Origin of the sequence: Paraburkholderia phymatum (assembly GCF_038900715.1) — a bacterium.
GTDB classification, from domain to species: domain Bacteria; phylum Pseudomonadota; class Gammaproteobacteria; order Burkholderiales; family Burkholderiaceae; genus Paraburkholderia; species Paraburkholderia phymatum_A.
In genome coordinates, this window is record NZ_JAYMRZ010000013.1 from 195,127 (window position 1) to 210,524 (window position 15,398).

15 protein-coding genes are annotated in these 15,398 nt (G+C 64.2%); 7 read left to right on the forward strand and 8 right to left on the reverse strand.

The features are described from left to right. Nucleotides 1-47: 47 nt before the first annotated feature. From folK to VSR68_RS23740, 4 genes are all read left to right on the forward strand, one after another. A complete protein-coding gene (gene folK / locus VSR68_RS23725) occupies nt 48-638 on the forward strand; it encodes a 2-amino-4-hydroxy-6-hydroxymethyldihydropteridine diphosphokinase (protein ID WP_342942168.1) in 591 nt (196 codons plus the stop codon). 11 nt (nt 639-649) lie between these two features. Next, nucleotides 650-1,330: a deoxynucleoside kinase gene (locus tag VSR68_RS23730; RefSeq protein WP_342935927.1), complete on the forward strand. Its 681-nt coding sequence runs from the start codon at nt 650-652 to the stop codon at nt 1,328-1,330. Nucleotides 1,331-1,372: 42 nt separating this feature from the next. Continuing rightward, on the forward strand, nt 1,373-2,188 hold the full coding sequence (panB, locus tag VSR68_RS23735; RefSeq protein WP_342942169.1) for a 3-methyl-2-oxobutanoate hydroxymethyltransferase: 816 nt from the start codon (nt 1,373-1,375) through the stop codon (nt 2,186-2,188). Nucleotides 2,189-2,411: 223 nt separating this feature from the next. Next, a complete protein-coding gene (locus tag VSR68_RS23740; RefSeq protein ID WP_342942170.1) occupies nt 2,412-2,546 on the forward strand; it encodes a hypothetical protein in 135 nt (44 codons plus the stop codon). Nucleotides 2,547-2,579: 33 nt separating this feature from the next. On the opposite strand, the gene pabB is transcribed toward VSR68_RS23740, so the two are convergent. The 5 genes from pabB to grpE all read right to left on the reverse strand — a co-directional run bounded on the left by pabB (nt 2,580) and on the right by grpE (nt 9,122). Next, on the reverse strand, nt 2,580-4,460 hold the full coding sequence (gene pabB / locus VSR68_RS23745) for an aminodeoxychorismate synthase component I (protein ID WP_342942171.1): 1,881 nt from the start codon (nt 4,458-4,460) through the stop codon (nt 2,580-2,582). 24 nt (nt 4,461-4,484) lie between these two features. Then, nucleotides 4,485-5,618, reverse strand: coding sequence for a molecular chaperone DnaJ (dnaJ, locus tag VSR68_RS23750; protein WP_342942172.1), 1,134 nt, complete (start codon nt 5,616-5,618; stop codon nt 4,485-4,487). A 262-nt stretch (nt 5,619-5,880) separates the two neighbouring features. Then, nucleotides 5,881-7,833 carry a molecular chaperone DnaK gene (gene dnaK / locus VSR68_RS23755; RefSeq protein WP_342942173.1) on the reverse strand — a complete coding sequence of 651 codons (1,953 nt, stop codon included), beginning with the start codon at nt 7,831-7,833 and terminating at the stop codon, nt 5,881-5,883. A gap of 152 nt (nt 7,834-7,985) precedes the next feature. Further along, nucleotides 7,986-8,504, reverse strand: coding sequence for a thioredoxin family protein (locus VSR68_RS23760; protein ID WP_342942174.1), 519 nt, complete (start codon nt 8,502-8,504; stop codon nt 7,986-7,988). Between the two features lie 18 nt (nt 8,505-8,522). Continuing rightward, the gene (gene grpE / locus VSR68_RS23765; protein ID WP_342942175.1) at nt 8,523-9,122 is read right to left on the reverse strand and encodes a nucleotide exchange factor GrpE; all 600 of its coding nucleotides are present in this window, start codon (nt 9,120-9,122) and stop codon (nt 8,523-8,525) included. Between the two features lie 346 nt (nt 9,123-9,468). Here grpE and VSR68_RS23770 point away from each other — a divergent pair, with 346 nt between their 5' ends. Continuing rightward, nucleotides 9,469-9,630, forward strand: coding sequence for a hypothetical protein (locus tag VSR68_RS23770; RefSeq protein ID WP_342942176.1), 162 nt, complete (start codon nt 9,469-9,471; stop codon nt 9,628-9,630). Here VSR68_RS23770 and VSR68_RS23775 read toward each other — a convergent pair. The 3 genes from VSR68_RS23775 to hrcA form a co-directional block, all read right to left on the reverse strand. After that, nucleotides 9,602-10,009 carry an RNA-binding S4 domain-containing protein gene (locus VSR68_RS23775; RefSeq protein WP_342942211.1) on the reverse strand — a complete coding sequence of 136 codons (408 nt, stop codon included), beginning with the start codon at nt 10,007-10,009 and terminating at the stop codon, nt 9,602-9,604. The two genes, VSR68_RS23770 and VSR68_RS23775, sit on opposite strands and share 29 nt — an antisense overlap. Before the next feature lie 97 nt (nt 10,010-10,106). Further along, nucleotides 10,107-11,177, reverse strand: coding sequence for a ferrochelatase (gene hemH / locus VSR68_RS23780; RefSeq protein ID WP_342942177.1), 1,071 nt, complete (start codon nt 11,175-11,177; stop codon nt 10,107-10,109). A 206-nt stretch (nt 11,178-11,383) separates the two neighbouring features. Next, on the reverse strand, nt 11,384-12,403 hold the full coding sequence (hrcA, locus tag VSR68_RS23785; protein WP_090870768.1) for a heat-inducible transcriptional repressor HrcA: 1,020 nt from the start codon (nt 12,401-12,403) through the stop codon (nt 11,384-11,386). 306 nt (nt 12,404-12,709) lie between these two features. On the opposite strand from hrcA, the gene VSR68_RS23790 reads away from it, so the two are divergent. Both VSR68_RS23790 and recN read left to right on the forward strand, forming a co-directional pair. Continuing rightward, on the forward strand, nt 12,710-13,612 hold the full coding sequence (locus VSR68_RS23790) for an NAD kinase (RefSeq protein WP_090870766.1): 903 nt from the start codon (nt 12,710-12,712) through the stop codon (nt 13,610-13,612). 80 nt (nt 13,613-13,692) lie between these two features. Then, nucleotides 13,693-15,360 carry a DNA repair protein RecN gene (gene recN, locus VSR68_RS23795; protein WP_342942178.1) on the forward strand — a complete coding sequence of 556 codons (1,668 nt, stop codon included), beginning with the start codon at nt 13,693-13,695 and terminating at the stop codon, nt 15,358-15,360. Nucleotides 15,361-15,398 lie beyond the last annotated feature (38 nt).

A 15,398-nucleotide genomic window follows, 5' to 3' on the forward strand; every position in this document is an offset into this window, starting at 1 on the left:
GCAGTTCCGGCGCGCGCTGTCGAACGCAAGTTGCAGGAAGTTATGCCATGACGGTTGCCTATCTCGGCCTGGGCGCGAATCTCGGGGACGCGCGCCAGACCCTGAAAGACGCGGTGGTGTGTCTCGCACAACAGCACACCATCACCGTGCTCGCGAAATCGAGCTTCTATCGAACCGCCCCGATCGACGCGGGCGGCGACGATTATCTGAATCTCGTCGTGAAGCTCGAAACGACGATGCCCGTGCGGCATCTGCTCGCGCTGTGCCACAAGATCGAGCATCAGTTCGGCCGCGAGCGCCCTTTTCGCAACGCGCCGCGCACGCTCGATCTCGACATCCTGCTTTACGGCGAACACGCAATCGACGAACCGGATCTGATCGTGCCGCATCCGCGCATGACGGAGCGCGCGTTCGTGCTCGTGCCGCTCGTCGAAATCGAACCCACGCTGATCATTCCGCAACGCGGCCGCGCCGATTCGTTTCTTGCGGCTGTCGCGGATCAGCGCATCGAGAAGATGAAGTCGGCGTGTCAATGTCCGATGATCAATGCGGCAAACCCGGCGACGGACGCAACGACAAGCATGACAACAAACGCTGACAGTGAAGCGGGCAACGCCCCCAAGGGCGGTTGCCGATGAACTCGCTGCCGATGACCGCCCCGCCGCTCACCGTCACCGCACCCGATCTGCGTCCGCCGCACGGCTATCTGACGATCGAAGGGCCGATCGGCGTCGGCAAGACCTCGCTCGCGCGCCGTCTCGCGCAACGCTGGTCGATGCACGAGCTGTTCGAACGCCCGCAGGACAATCCGTTTCTCGAACGCTTCTATCGCGATACGTCGCGCTATGCGTTGCCCGCGCAACTGAGCTTCGCGTTGCAGCGCGCGCAGCAGGTGCAGGACATCGACGCGCTGCGCACGGCAGGCACGCCGCTCATCACCGATTTCATGACGCAGAAGAACGACATCTTCGCGCGTCTGACGCTGCAGGACGACGAATACCAGCTGTACCGCGCGCTGTCCGCGCGGCTCGACGTGCCGGGCCCGGCGCCGGATCTGATCATCTATCTGCAGGCGAGCCCCGAGGTGCTGTTCTCGCGCATCCAGAAGCGCGCGGTGCCGATGGAGCTGCAGATCTCCGATGCGTACCTGCGCTCGCTGTGCGACGCGTACAACGAGTTCTTCTATCACTACGACGGCGCGCCGGTTCTCACCGTCAACGCCGAACACCTGAATCCGCTCGATTCCGACGCGGACCTTGCTCTGCTCGTCGAGCGCGTCGAAACGATGCGCGGGCGCAAGGAATTCTTTGTCAAAGGCTCCGCGCTATAGCGTCTGGCTGTAGCGCGCTGCCGCACTCCCAACGGACATCCCATGACCTATTTGCAGGAGACGAGCCGCAGCGCCGTCACGGTCCCGAAACTGCAGGCGATGCGCGACGCCGGCGAAAAAATCGCCATGCTCACGTGCTACGACGCGAGCTTCGCGGCGCTGCTCGATCGCGCGGGCGTCGACGTTCTGCTGATCGGCGACTCGCTCGGCAACGTGCTGCAAGGGCAAACGACGACGCTGCCCGTCACGCTCGATGACATCGCTTATCACACGGCGTGCGTCGCGCGCGCGCAGCCGTCCGCGCTGATCGTCGCCGATATGCCGTTCGGCACCTACGGCACGCCCGCCGACGCGTTCGCGAGCGCCGTCAAGCTGATGCAGTCGGGCGCGCAGATGGTGAAGCTCGAAGGCGGCGAATGGCTCGCGGATACGGTGCGCTTTCTCGTCGAGCGCTCGGTGCCCGTGTGCGCGCATGTCGGGCTCACGCCGCAATCGGTGCACGCGTTTGGCGGGTTCAAGGTGCAAGGCAAGACGGAAGCGGGCGCGAGCCAGCTGCTGCGCGATTCGCGCGCGATGCAGGACGCGGGCGCGCAACTGATCGTAATGGAAGCGATGCCGACGCTGCTCGCCGCCGAAGTCACGCAGCAACTACGCATTCCGACGATCGGCATCGGCGCGGGCATCGATTGCTCGGGTCAGGTGCTGGTGCTGCACGACATGCTGGGTATTTTCCCCGGCAAGCGTCCGCGCTTCGTGAAGGATTTCATGCAGGGACAGCCGAGCATTCTGGCTGCCGTCGAAACGTATGTGCGTGCCGTGAAGGACGGCACGTTTCCGGGCGCAGAGCACACGTTCTGAGCACATGCGGCGGCGTCTCGGCTAGATACACGCGCCGCCGTCGCTGCTGTTGAGGTTCAGTCGACGATGGAAGCCGAACCGGACGTCCGGATTCTTTCAACACCGGTCCGAATCTGTGTGCGATTCGGCGTGCGATTCGGTGTGCGATTCGGTGTGCAATTCCCGTCGTCTACCTTCGTTCTCTGTTCAACGCGCGGACCCGCGCGTCAACGAAGAGACGACCATGAGCCCCTTCTGCCTGATCGATGTCACGAGCATTCGTGACCACGCAAGCCACCCTCATCAGCACGACGACGTCACGTGGCACGAGCGTCTCGCCGCGTGGATCGGACGACTGATTCATCGCCATCACGGCTGATGCGTGCGCTCTACGATCCGCCGGCCAGAACGATCAACCGATAATCCGCGCCGGCAACGCCCCGCGCAGCGCATTGCAGAGCATCAGCGCTTCTGCGTTCGACACATCGTCCCGAGTCAATACGCGCTCGCCCGCGTGCATCGCGGGATCATCGAGCAGCACGCCGCGCATCACGCCCGGCAACACGCCGGACGACAACGGCGGCGTCCACCACCAGCCTTCCAGCTTCACGAACACGTTTGATCGTCCGCCCTCGGTCAACTCGCCTTTCTCGTTGAAGAACAGCGTATCGAACGCATCATGAGTTTCGGCTTCGCGCCAGCCGCGATCGTATTCCGTGCGGCGCGTCGTCTTGTGCAGCAGCAGCGGATCGGCCGCCTGCGTCGTCGCGAACCCGTGATCGGGGCCCAGCAGCACGCCGACCACTTCCTCCGTCAGCGGGACGAGCAGCGTCGAGGTGATTTCCACCGCGCCCGTCTTGTCGAGCGTCAGCCGCATCCGGTGCGGCGTGTCGGCGCGCAGATCGGCGCATTGCGCAGCGAGCTTCGCGCGCACGGCCTTTTCATCGAAAGCGAAGCCCAGCCAGCGGGCGCTGTTTCCAAGCCGCGCGATATGGCGATCGAGATGGCGTACGCCGTCGTCGCGCGTCGCGTACATCGTTTCGAACAGCTGGAAACCGGGATCGGCTTCCGTCAGGAAACGCGCTTTCAATTTGCACTCCGCGTATTCGTCCTGCGCGACGCTATCGAGCACGATACCCGCGCCGATGCCCATTTCGCCGCGCCGCCGGCCGGCCTGCGTCGGCGCGCCGAGCGTCAGCGTGCGGATCGCGACCGACAGGCAGAAATCGCCGCACTGCCGGCCGACCGCTTCGCCGAGATCGGGCTGCGCATCGAGCCAGCCGATCGCGCCCGTGTACAAGCCGCGCGGCGTCGATTCGAGCTGCTCGATCAGCTGCATCGTCATGTGCTTCGGCGCGCCCGTGATCGAGCCGCACGGAAAGAGCGCGCGCAGGACATCGGCGAAGGTAGTGCGCGCGCGCAGCGTCGCCGTGACGGTCGATGTCATTTGCCACAGCGACTGATACGGCTCGATCGAAAAGAGCGCCGGCGTCTTCACCGTGCCCGTCTCGGCGATCCGCGACAGGTCGTTGCGCAGCAAATCGACGATCATCACGTTTTCCGCGCGATTCTTCGGATCGTGGGCGAGAAAATCGGCGGCCGCGCGGTCTTGTGCCGCATCCGCCGAGCGCGGCATGGTGCCTTTCATCGGCCGTGTGCGCAGCGACGCGCCCTTCTTCTCGACGAACAGTTCCGGTGAGCAGGACACGACCCAACGGCCGTCCGGCAGCGCGATCAGCGCGCCGTAATGCACCGACTGTCGCGCGCGCACCCGCCGGAACAGCGCGGCGGGCGTGCCGAACACATCGAAGTCGAGCCGGTACGTGTAGTTGATCTGATAGGAATCGCCGGCGCGCAAGGCGTCGTGAATAGCGCCGATGGCCTGCGTGAACTCCCGCTCGTCGACGCTCGCCTCGACGCCGCCGATGCCCGCCACCGATGGCTCGACCGCCGCGCTGTCGTATAGCGCAAGCCACGCGTCGACCTCGTCGCGCGACATCTTCTGGCAAGAATCGAACAACAAAAAACGCAGCGTGCCAGCAGCGCGCTGCGTCTTCTGATGCATAGCCTGTCCGAATTCATAGTCGGCCAGCACGACCGCGAAAAGGCCGGCGTTCACATCGGCCGATGCCGCCTCGCAGACGGCATCCAGTTGCGCGACGTCAGTGCAGGCGCGCTCGTGCCGGAAGCCGGTGTAGAGCCGGCTCGACCGGCGACCCGGTGTCGAGTCGCAGTCGTCCAGCAACGCGAAGACGGTGCCGCTTTCGTGAGCCGCTGTTTCGTGAGACGTCATGCATACCGCCAACTTCGGAACGCGTTAGTCGAAGAAGCTCTTGACCCGGTCGAACCAGCTCTTGCTCTGCGGGCTGTGACGCGCGCCGCCTTCGACCAGCGACTTCTCGAACTGCTGCAACAACTCGCGCTGCGACTCGGTGAGCTTGACGGGCGTTTCCACCTGCACATGCACGTAGAGATCGCCAGCGATGCTCGAGCGCAGACCCTTGATGCCCTTGCTGCGCAAACGGAACGTCTTGCCCGACTGCGTGCCTTCCGGCACCGTGAAGCTCGCGCGCCCTGCGAGCGTCGGCACTTCGATCTCGCCGCCCAATGCCGCCTTCGTGAACGGAATCGGCATCTGGCAATGCAGGTCGTCGCCGTCGCGCTCGAACACTGGGTGCGCCTTGATGTGAATCTCGACGTACAGGTCGCCCGAGGGACCGCCGTTGATGCCCGGTTCGCCATTGCCCGCCGAACGGATGCGCATGCCGTCGTCGATGCCTGCCGGAATCTTCACTTCCAGTGTCTTGGTTTCCTTCGTCTTGCCTGCGCCGTGGCAGTGCGTGCAAGGCTCAGGGATATAAGTGCCCGTGCCGTGGCACTTCGGACACGTCTGCTGGATGCTGAAAAAGCCTTGCGACATCCGCACCGCGCCCGCGCCGTTACAGGTCGGGCACGTCTCCGGCTTCGTACCCGGCTTTGCACCCGAGCCATGACAGACTTCACACGACACCCAGCTCGGCACGCGGATCTGTGTATCGTAACCGTGCGCGGCCTGTTCGAGCGTGATTTCCATGCTGTAGCGCAGGTCGGCGCCGCGATACACCTGCGGACCGCTTCGGCCGCCGCGTCCACCGCCCGCCGCCTGGCCGAAGATGTCGCCGAAAATATCGCCGAATGCGTCGGCAAAACCGCCGAAACCCTGAGCGCCCGCGCCCGCCATGTTCGGATCGACGCCCGCGTGGCCGTACTGGTCATAGGCCGCGCGCTTTTGCGAGTCCGACAGCATTTCATAGGCTTCCTTCACCTCTTTGAAATGCTCTTCCGCATCCTTGTTGCCCGGATTGCGGTCGGGGTGATACTTCATCGCGAGCTTGCGGTAAGCCTTCTTGATTTCGTCGTCGCTCGCGTTCTTCGCGAGGCTCAGAACGTCGTAGTAATCCCGTTTCGCCATATCGGTTCAACGCCATCCGCGCAATGCGACGCGGCGGCTCCTCTTGAATGCTGGAGTCTCGCGACTCGTAAGGCTTGGGCCTCGACCGCAATTACGGGTCAAAAGCCGCGCCCTCCATAAAACAAATGTGCCCGGAGAGCCAAAAAGGCTCGCCAGGCGCGTGATCCGGTCAAACGCCGCAGACTTCCGTCAGGCGCCAACCTCTTGCAGCCGGGCTGCGCATATCGCTATGCGCAGCTTTGCGGTTAAAGAGCAACCCGGCTTAGTCCTTCTTCACTTCCTTGAACTCGGCGTCCACGACGTCGTCGGCCTGCTGCTGGCTCGCGCCCGATGCTTCCGCGCCGGCCGCGCCACCCGCACCCGCGGCGCCTGCTGCACCTTGCGCCTGCATGTCGGCGTACATCTTTTCGCCGAGCTTCTGCGACGCCGTTGCAACCGTCTCGATCTTCGCTTCGATCGTAGCCTTGTCGCTCGAGCCGTTCTTCAGCGTCTCTTCGAGATCCTTCAGCGCGGCTTCGATCTTTTCCTTCTCGCCCGCGTCCAGCTTGTCGCCGTACTCGGTGAGCGCCTTCTTCGTGCTGTGGACCAGCGCGTCGCCCTGGTTGCGGGCATCCGCCAGTTCACGCAGCTTGTGATCTTCTTCCGCGTTCGCTTCCGCGTCCTTCACCATCTTCTCGATTTCGGCCTCGGACAGACCCGAGTTCGCCTTGATCGTGATGCGGTTTTCCTTGCCCGTCGCCTTGTCCTTCGCGCCGACGTGCAGAATGCCGTTCGCGTCGATGTCGAAGGTCACTTCGATCTGCGGCACGCCGCGCGGTGCGGGCGGAATGCCTTCCAGGTTGAATTCGCCCAGCAGCTTGTTGCCCGCCGCCATTTCGCGCTCGCCCTGGAACACCTTGATCGTCACGGCCGACTGGTTGTCGTCCGCCGTCGAATACACCTGAGCGTGCTTCGTCGGGATCGTGGTGTTCTTGTTGATCATCTTCGTCATCACGCCGCCGAGCGTTTCGATGCCCAGCGACAGCGGCGTCACGTCGAGCAGCAGCACGTCCTTGCGGTCGCCCGACAGCACCTGGCCCTGGATCGCCGCGCCGACAGCAACGGCTTCGTCCGGGTTCACGTCGCGGCGCGGTTCCTTGCCGAAGAACTCCTTCACCTTTTCCTGCACCTTCGGCATGCGCGTCTGGCCGCCGACGAGAATCACGTCGTCGATTTCGCCGACCTTCACGCCTGCGTCCTTGATCGCGATGCGGCACGGTTCGATCGTGCGCTCGATCAGGTCTTCGACCAGCGCTTCCAGCTTGGCGCGCGTGATCTTCAGGTTCAGGTGCTTCGGACCCGATGCGTCCGCCGTGATGTACGGCAGGTTGATTTCCGTCTGCTGACCCGACGACAGTTCGATCTTCGCCTTTTCAGCGGCTTCCTTCAGGCGTTGCAGCGCGAGCACGTCCTTCGACAGATCGACGCCCTGCTCTTTCTTGAACTCGCCGATGATGTAGTCGATGATGCGCTGGTCGAAGTCTTCACCGCCGAGGAACGTATCGCCGTTCGTCGACAGCACTTCGAACTGCTTCTCGCCGTCCACGTCCGCGATTTCGATGATCGAGATATCGAACGTGCCGCCGCCCAGGTCGAACACCGCGATCTTGCGGTCGCCCTTTTCGGCCTTGTCCAGACCGAACGCGAGCGCAGCCGCCGTCGGTTCGTTGATGATCCGCTTGACTTCCAGACCGGCGATGCGGCCCGCGTCCTTCGTGGCCTGGCGCTGGCTGTCGTTGAAGTACGCCGGCACCGTGATCACGGCTTCCGTGACGGGCTCGCCGAGGTAGTCCTCAGCCGTCTTCTTCATCTTGCGCAGGACTTCGGCGGACACCTGCGACGGCGCGAGTTTTTGCCCGTGCGCTTCGACCCATGCGTCACCGTTATCGTGCTTGACGATCTTGTACGGCATCAGGCCGATGTCCTTCTGCACTTCCTTTTCTTCGAAGCGGCGGCCGATCAGGCGCTTGACCGCGTACAGCGTGTTCTTCGGGTTCGTGACCGACTGACGCTTCGCCGGCGCGCCGACGAGCACTTCGTTGTCGTCCATGTAGGCGATGATCGACGGCGTGGTACGAGCACCTTCCGAGTTCTCGATCACCTTGACCTGGTTGCCTTCCATCAGCGCCACGCACGAGTTGGTGGTGCCGAGGTCGATGCCGATGATTTTGCCCATTTTTACTAATCTCCTGACTTTGATCGTTGCGGGCATCGCTGGCTGGCCCATCCGGCCACCGGGCGCCCCGCCCTGAAATTCACCCTGCACTCAACATAAGTGCGCCCACATCGTTTTCAAGACCCCAAATACGATGCGGTCATTAAATTTTTTCAATCGGTGCGGCCGTTGTCCGAGGCCGGTTTGCCCGTCCCGCCAGCGGTGCCTTGGCCGGACGCGCCCGAGCCAGCCGCCGCGCCTGCGCCGGCCGTATCTGGACCGGCCGTGCCTACGCTGGCCGTGCCTGAACCGGCCGCGCGCATTTTCTCACGGGCCGCGGCGACGGCCGCCTCGAACTGCGCGAGCCCGTGCCAGCCGGTCGCCCGACCGAGACGCTTGCCGCGATGGAAGAAGAACCATGTCGGCACGCCGTGCAGCATGAAGCGCCGGCCGAGATCGCGATGCTCGTAGACATTGCTGTGAAACCACCGCAGGCCGAGCGCGCGAATCGCGTCCGGCTGCGCGAGCATCGCCTTTTTCGCGATCTCGCAGTTGTAGCAGTCGAGCCCCCAGAAAAACACCACGGCCAGTTCCTCTCCCGCGGACTGAAGCCCAGAGTCGAAGGTTTCGGCGGTGAGTTCCTGCATGTCGAAGGCCGCGAACGCGGCGCTGTCGACGGGTATGCCGGCCATGACGGTACGGACAGGCGCTTACTTGGGCGCCGCGACCGTCACCAACGCCGGACGCAGCACGCGATCGGCGATCACGTAGCCCTTTTGCAGCACTGCGACGACGGTGTTCGGCTCCTGCTCGGCCGGCACCATCGAAATGGCCTGATGACGATGCGGATCGAACTTCTCGCCGACCGGGTTCAGCGCGACGACCTTGCCCTTTTCGAGCGCGCCCGTCAGCTGACGCAGCGTGAGTTCGACGCCTTCGCGCACCTTCGCCAGATCGTCGGTCGAATGCGCAACGGCGGCTTCGAGGCTGTCGACGACGGGCAGCAGATGCTCGGCAAAACTTTCGATCGCGAATTTGTGCGCCTTCGCGACGTCTTCCTGGCCGCGGCGGCGGACGTTTTCCGTCTCCGCTTTCGCGCGCAGGAAGCTTTCCTGCAATTCAGCTACTTTCGCCTGAGCTTCGGCCAGCGCGGCCTCGGCGTCTGCCTGCGCGGCTTGTGCCGGCTGTTCGGCAGCGCCCGCTTCCGGCTGCTGTGCCTGCTGCTCGCCCGATGCGCCCTCTGCGGCCTGGCGCGCTTCGTCGGCGGGCGTGGGGTTCTGGCTCGTCGGTTTCTCTTGCGTGTTTTCCATGTCGCTGAAATTCAAAAAAATTAAGGCCAAGAAACGGCGGAAGGGTCATGCGGACCGCCCGATGGACGTTGTGCCGCTACAACCCGCCAGCCGCGCATCAACCGTTCAAGTTAGGGCGCGTACGCCGTATTTCAAGGCACCCGCGGGCTTTTTGCACGTTGCAGGCGCCCGGAAATGCGCGGTAACAAGCATTTCAGGCGCGTCATCATAATCAGATTGAGCGCGCTGCGCGAGTGTCCTAAACTCATCTTGAGCGTCCGAAAAGGCACGTTAACCCTAACCTGACGCCGACCTTACCACTAGCTGAACCGCCCGTTTCCGCTTGCAAATCTCCAAGGGGAGTACCGTGAAACTGACCTTCGCTATATCGGTGGTCGCAATGGTACTCATTGCAGGCACCACGACCATCTGCATGTCCGGAGTCGTCAACGACCGCACCACCGAATATGGCGGCGTGCATGCGACGATCGAAGAGCTGTTCAATCCCCACTGGAAATTTTGTCGATGACGCGTCTGTCGCGCTTGGTCGGCCGGCCATGTAATCCGGCGGCCGGCTCGCGATAGGTCTTGCGCCGCTCGTGCTCGACCTGCCGCTTCTGCCTGCTCTCTTCGGTTTCCGCGTAGAGCGTCTGCGCGACGCTCGCCGGGCCGCGCACGTCGCATACGCCGAGCACCTCGACCTGCCACACGACCCGTTCGATCTCGATCTCGACCATGTCGCCGACGCGCACATCCTTCGCCGGCTTCACGGCCGCACCGCCGATCCGCACCCGGCCCTTCTCGACGGCGTCTGCCGCGATCGAGCGCGTCTTGAAGAAGCGCGCCGCCCACAGCCATTTGTCGATGCGCAAGCGCGCGCCAGGTTCGGTAGAAATCTTGTAGTTCATCAGTCCTTCTTCGAGCGCCCGAGGCGCGGTCATACGAAGTACGTCTTGAGAGACGTCAGCCGGTCATGAATGCACATTGCATGCCGGACACGGAATTTCAAGCCGCGGATGCGCTTTGCGGCACGTTCGCCTGAACCGGCCAGCCTTGCAGATGCTGCGCGACGATTTCGCCGAGCGCCGCGATCCATGCCGGCGATGCGTTCAGGCAAGGGATAGCGTGAAAAACTTTCCCGCCTGCATGAATGAATTCATCACGCACTTCCATGCCGATTTCCTCGATGGTTTCGAGGCAGTCGGCCGTGAAGCCCGGACAGAACACATCCGCGCGACGCACGCCCGCCGCGCCCAGTTCCTTCAGCGTCGGCGCCGTATAAGGCTGCAGCCACTCCGCCTTGCCGAAGCGCGACTGGAACGTCACGCGGCACTCGACGGACGTGAGCCCGAGCGCGTGCATCAACAGCGATGCCGTCTGCTGACATTGCTCGTGATACGGATCGCCCAGATCGAGCGTGCGCTTCGGCACGCCGTGGAAGCTCAGCACGAGCTTGTCGCCCGCGGCGAAATCGGGACGGCCATGCGTGTGCCAATAGTGATTCACCTGCGCGGCGAGCGCCGCGATGTACGCGGGATGGTCCGCGTACTGGCGCACGGTGCGGACTTCCGGCTGATTGCGCATTCGCTTGAGCGCGGCGAACGCATCGTCGAAGGCGGTGGCCGTGGTCGACGACGAATACTGCGGGTACATCGGCATCAGCAGGATGCGCTCGGCGCCTGCGAGCTTGAGCTGGTTGAGCATCGCGGGAATGCCGGGCGTGCCGTAGCGCATCGCGTAATCGACGATCACCGCGTAGTCGTTCACCTGCAGCAGATGCCGCAGCCCTTCCGCCTGCTTCTCCGTGTGTACGCGCAACGGCGAGCCCTCCGGCATCCACACGGCCGCGTACTTCTTCGCCGATGCCGCGCCGCGAAACGGCGGGATCAGCAGACGCAGGACGATCTGCCACAGGAACGACGGGATCTCGACCACGCGCGGATCGGACAGGAACTGCGCGAGATAGCGCCGCACGGCGCGAGGCGTCGGCGCATCGGGCGTACCGAGGTTGATGAGCAGTACGGCGACACGATGTGCCGCGGCAGGCTGCGAAGGCCGCTCGAGGTCGAAGCGCATAGGCTGGAGAAACGCCGCGCACGCGCGGCACGTAATGGTCGTATTGAACGTATTGGGCTGGAGAACATTATAGCGGCGCGGTCTGCCGCCGATACCTGGCCATTCGGCCAATCATTCGGCCAATTGTCACGGCGAAAAACGCCGCGCATGATGATCATCATGACGGCAGCGATGTGCCGATGAATGCAGCGTAGCTTTACCGCGGCTTATTGCTGGCTGAGCGTCATCGAAAGCAGGCGCGCGGTGATGTCGACGATGGGAATCACGCGGTTGTACGCCATGCGCGTCGGCCCGATCACGCCGAGCGTGCCGACGATCTTGCCGTTCACTTCATACGGCGCGGTCACGACGCTCATTTCCTCGATGGGGACGAGATTCGACTCGCCGCCAATGAAAATCTGCACGCCTTGCGCGTGACTCGACACGTCGAGCAACTGAAGGAGACTCGTCTTTTGATCGAATACATCGAAGAGCTTGCGCAGCCTCGCCATGTCGGAAGAAAGATCGGCCACTTCGAGCAGGTTGCGCTCGCCGGAAATCAGCACGGTTTCGCCCGTGTCGGTGACGTCGGTGCTCGCGGTGACGGCCGCGTGCATCAGCGTCGTCATGTCGCCGCGCAATTCGTCGATCTCTTCGCGCAGACGCCTTCGCACCTCGTCGAACGACAGGCCCGCGAAGTGTGCGTTGATGTAATTGGATGCCTCGGTGAGCTGCGACGGCGTGAAATCGCGCTGCGTCGCCATGATGCGGTTCTGCACGTCGCCTTCGGGCGTCACGATGATCAAGAGGATGCGTTTGTCGGACAGGCGCAGAAACTCGATCTGCTTGAACACGTGGCTGCGGCGCGGCGTCAGGATCACGCCCGCGAACTGCGACAGATTGGACAGCACGCTCGCCGCCGCCGCGACCACCTTCTGCGGCTCGCCGGGCTGGAGCGTCGTTTTCACCGCGCGCATCACGGCATCGTCATCGGCGGCGGGCTCGACGGTCAGCATCGTGTCGACGAAAAGCCGGTAGCCGCGTGGCGTCGGAATGCGTCCCGCCGACGTATGCGGACTGATGACGAGGCCCAGTTCCTCCAGATCGGACATCACGTTGCGGATGGTCGCCGGGCTGAGTTCGAGCCCGGAGTACCGCGACAATGTGCGCGAGCCAACCGGCTGACCCTCGGCGATATATCGCTCGATCAGCGTTTTCAGGAGGGTTTGTGCGCGAGGATCTAGCATGGCGAGGAAATTTTAGCGTAATGACCGAACAGCGAACCGAACAGCCGTCCATACAGTGGCGAGCGCATGCCAGCACGCAACGCAACGGGTGCGCTGCCACAGGCCACGCGCTGCGCGGCACCCCATCCGCGCTCGCGCCGCCGCTCGTTCGCCTATGCAGTCGTCACATCTGTCATGAGGGCTTCACCATTCTAACGATAATCGGCCAATGGCTGGACGGTAGCGCGCGGCAACGGGGCATCCGCCCGCCCCGCGCGGCCGCCGCCGACGGTTCTTTTCGGGTCGCACCTATGGTGTAATGCCGGCATGCAAGCTAACAGCCAGTTCAAGACCGTTGCGCTCGTCGGGCGCAGCAATACGCCGGGCATCGGGGAGCCGCTGACCGCGCTCGCCACGTGCGTCGAAAAGCTCGGCTTCGAGGTCGCGTTCGAGGCGGAGACCGCGCAGGAAATCGGCGTGACGCGCTGGCCCATGCTGCGTCCAGCCGAGATCGGCGCGCGCGCGGACGTCGCGATCGTCCTCGGCGGCGACGGCACGATGCTCGGCATCGGCCGGCAACTGGCGCCGTACAAGACGCCGCTCATCGGCATCAACCACGGGCGGCTCGGCTTCATCACGGACATCCCGTTCTCCGACATGCGCGAGATCATCCCGCAGATGCTGTCGGGCAGCTTCGAGCGCGAAGAGCGCACGCTACTCGAATCGCGGATCATGCGCGACGGCCAGCCGATCTACCACGCGCTCGCATTCAACGACGTCGTCGTGAACCGCTCGGGCTTTTCGGGCATGGCGGAACTGCGCGTGTCGGTGGACGGGCGCTACATGTACGACCAGCGCTCGGACGGCCTGATCGTCGCCACGCCGACGGGCTCGACGGCTTATGCGCTGTCGTCGCAGGGGCCGATCCTGCATCCGCAGCTCCAGGGCCTCGTGCTCGTGCCGATCGCGCCGCACGCGCTGTCGAACCGCCCCATTGTGCTGCCCGACGATTCGAAGGTCAGCATCCAGATCATCTCGGGCCGCGACGTCAACGTGAACTTCGACATGCAGTCGTTCACGGCGCTCGAACTGAACGACACGATCGACGTGCGCCGCTCGCGCCATACGGTGCCGTTCCTGCACCCCGTCGGCTACAGCTATTACGCGACGCTGCGCAAGAAGCTGCACTGGAACGAGTACCCGTCGCGCGAAGACGATCCTGACGACTGAACCGGCCCGCACCGCCCGCAAACATAGCAAGACACCGTACGCCAACCATCACACGCAAAGCCACGCCAGACAGACGAGCCATGCTCCGCCACCTCTCGATACGCGACTTCGTCATCGTCGCCGCGCTCGACCTCGAATTCGACAGCGGCTTTACGGTCTTCTCCGGCGAAACGGGCGCCGGCAAATCCATTCTGATCGACGCGCTCGCGCTGGCGCTCGGCTCGCGCGCCGATGCAAGCGTCGTGCGCACGGGCGAAGCGCGCGCGGACATCACGGCGGAGTTCGAAACGCACCCGCTCGTCGATGCATGGCTCGACGAGCAGGCGCTCGCCGCCGATGAAACAGAACATGGCAACACGGTGATGCTGCGGCGCGTGATCGATGCGAACGGCCGCTCGCGCGCGTTCATCAACGGTACGGCGGCGACGCTCACGCAACTGCGCGAAGTCGGCGAAATGCTCGTCGATATTCACGGCCAGCACGCGCATCAACTGCTGATGCGGCCCGACGCGCAACGCGAGCTGTTCGATACGCACGCGGGGCTGCTCGACACGACCACAGCCGTCACGCGCGCGTGGCGTGCGTGGCGCGATGCGGCGCAGGCCGTCGAAACCGCGCAAACCAAGGACCGCGAGCTGCAACTGGAACGCGAGCGGCTCGCATGGCAGCTCACCGAACTGGACAAGCTCGCGCCGCAGCCCGGCGAGTGGGAAGAGGTCAACGCGGAGCATCGGCGGCTGTCGCATTCGGCGAATCTGATCGACGGCGTGCAGGGCGCGCTGTCCGCGCTGTCCGAATCCGACGACGCGATGATCGGTCATCTGTCGTCGATCATCTCGAAGCTGCGCGATCTCGCCGAGATCGATCCCGAACTGAACGACGCGCTCGCCGCGCTGGAGCCAGCCGAAATCCAGTTGCAGGAAGCCGCGTACTCGCTGAGTCACTACGCGCAGCGGCTCGAACTCGATCCCGATCGGCTTGCTCAGGTCGAAAAGCGCCTCGACGCGCTGCACTCGGCTGCGCGCAAGTTCCGTCTGCAACCCGAAGCGCTGCCGCAAGAACATCACGAGCGCCGCGAGCAGCTCGCAAAGCTCGATGCAGCCGCCGATCTCGACGCGCTCCGTGCCGCCGAGGCCAAGGCGAAAGACGCGTACGTCGCCGAAGCGAAGGTGCTGTCGAAGGCGCGCGCGAAGGCCGCGAAGGCGCTGGGCGCGGCCGTGACGACGGGCATGCAGGAACTGTCGATGGCGGGCGGCAGCTTCGAGGTCGCGCTCGTGCCGCTGCCCGAAGGCGGTGCGCATGGGATGGAGCAGATCGAATTCCGCGTCGCCGGTCATGCGGGCGTGCCGCTGCGGCCGCTCGCGAAAGTCGCGTCGGGCGGCGAGCTCGCGCGTATCAGTCTCGCGCTCGCGGTGATCGCGAGCGCGGCGAGCCCCACGCCCACGCTGATCTTCGACGAAGTGGACACGGGTATCGGCGGCGGCGTCGCGGAAGTGGTCGGACGCCTGCTGCATCAGCTCGGCGAGCAGCGCCAGGTGTTGTGCGTGACACATCTGCCGCAGGTCGCGGCACGCGGCGATCATCACTTGCAGGTCGCGAAGAGCGGCAACGGCAAGGGCGGTACGATCAGCACCGTCACGTCGCTGGACAAGACGAGCCGTATCGAAGAAGTCGCGCGCATGCTGGGCGGCCTGGAGATCACGCCCACCACGCGCAAGCACGCGAAGGAAATGCTCACGACGGCCTGAGTCCCGAACGGCGCTCGCCCTCAGCTTGTCCCCATCTC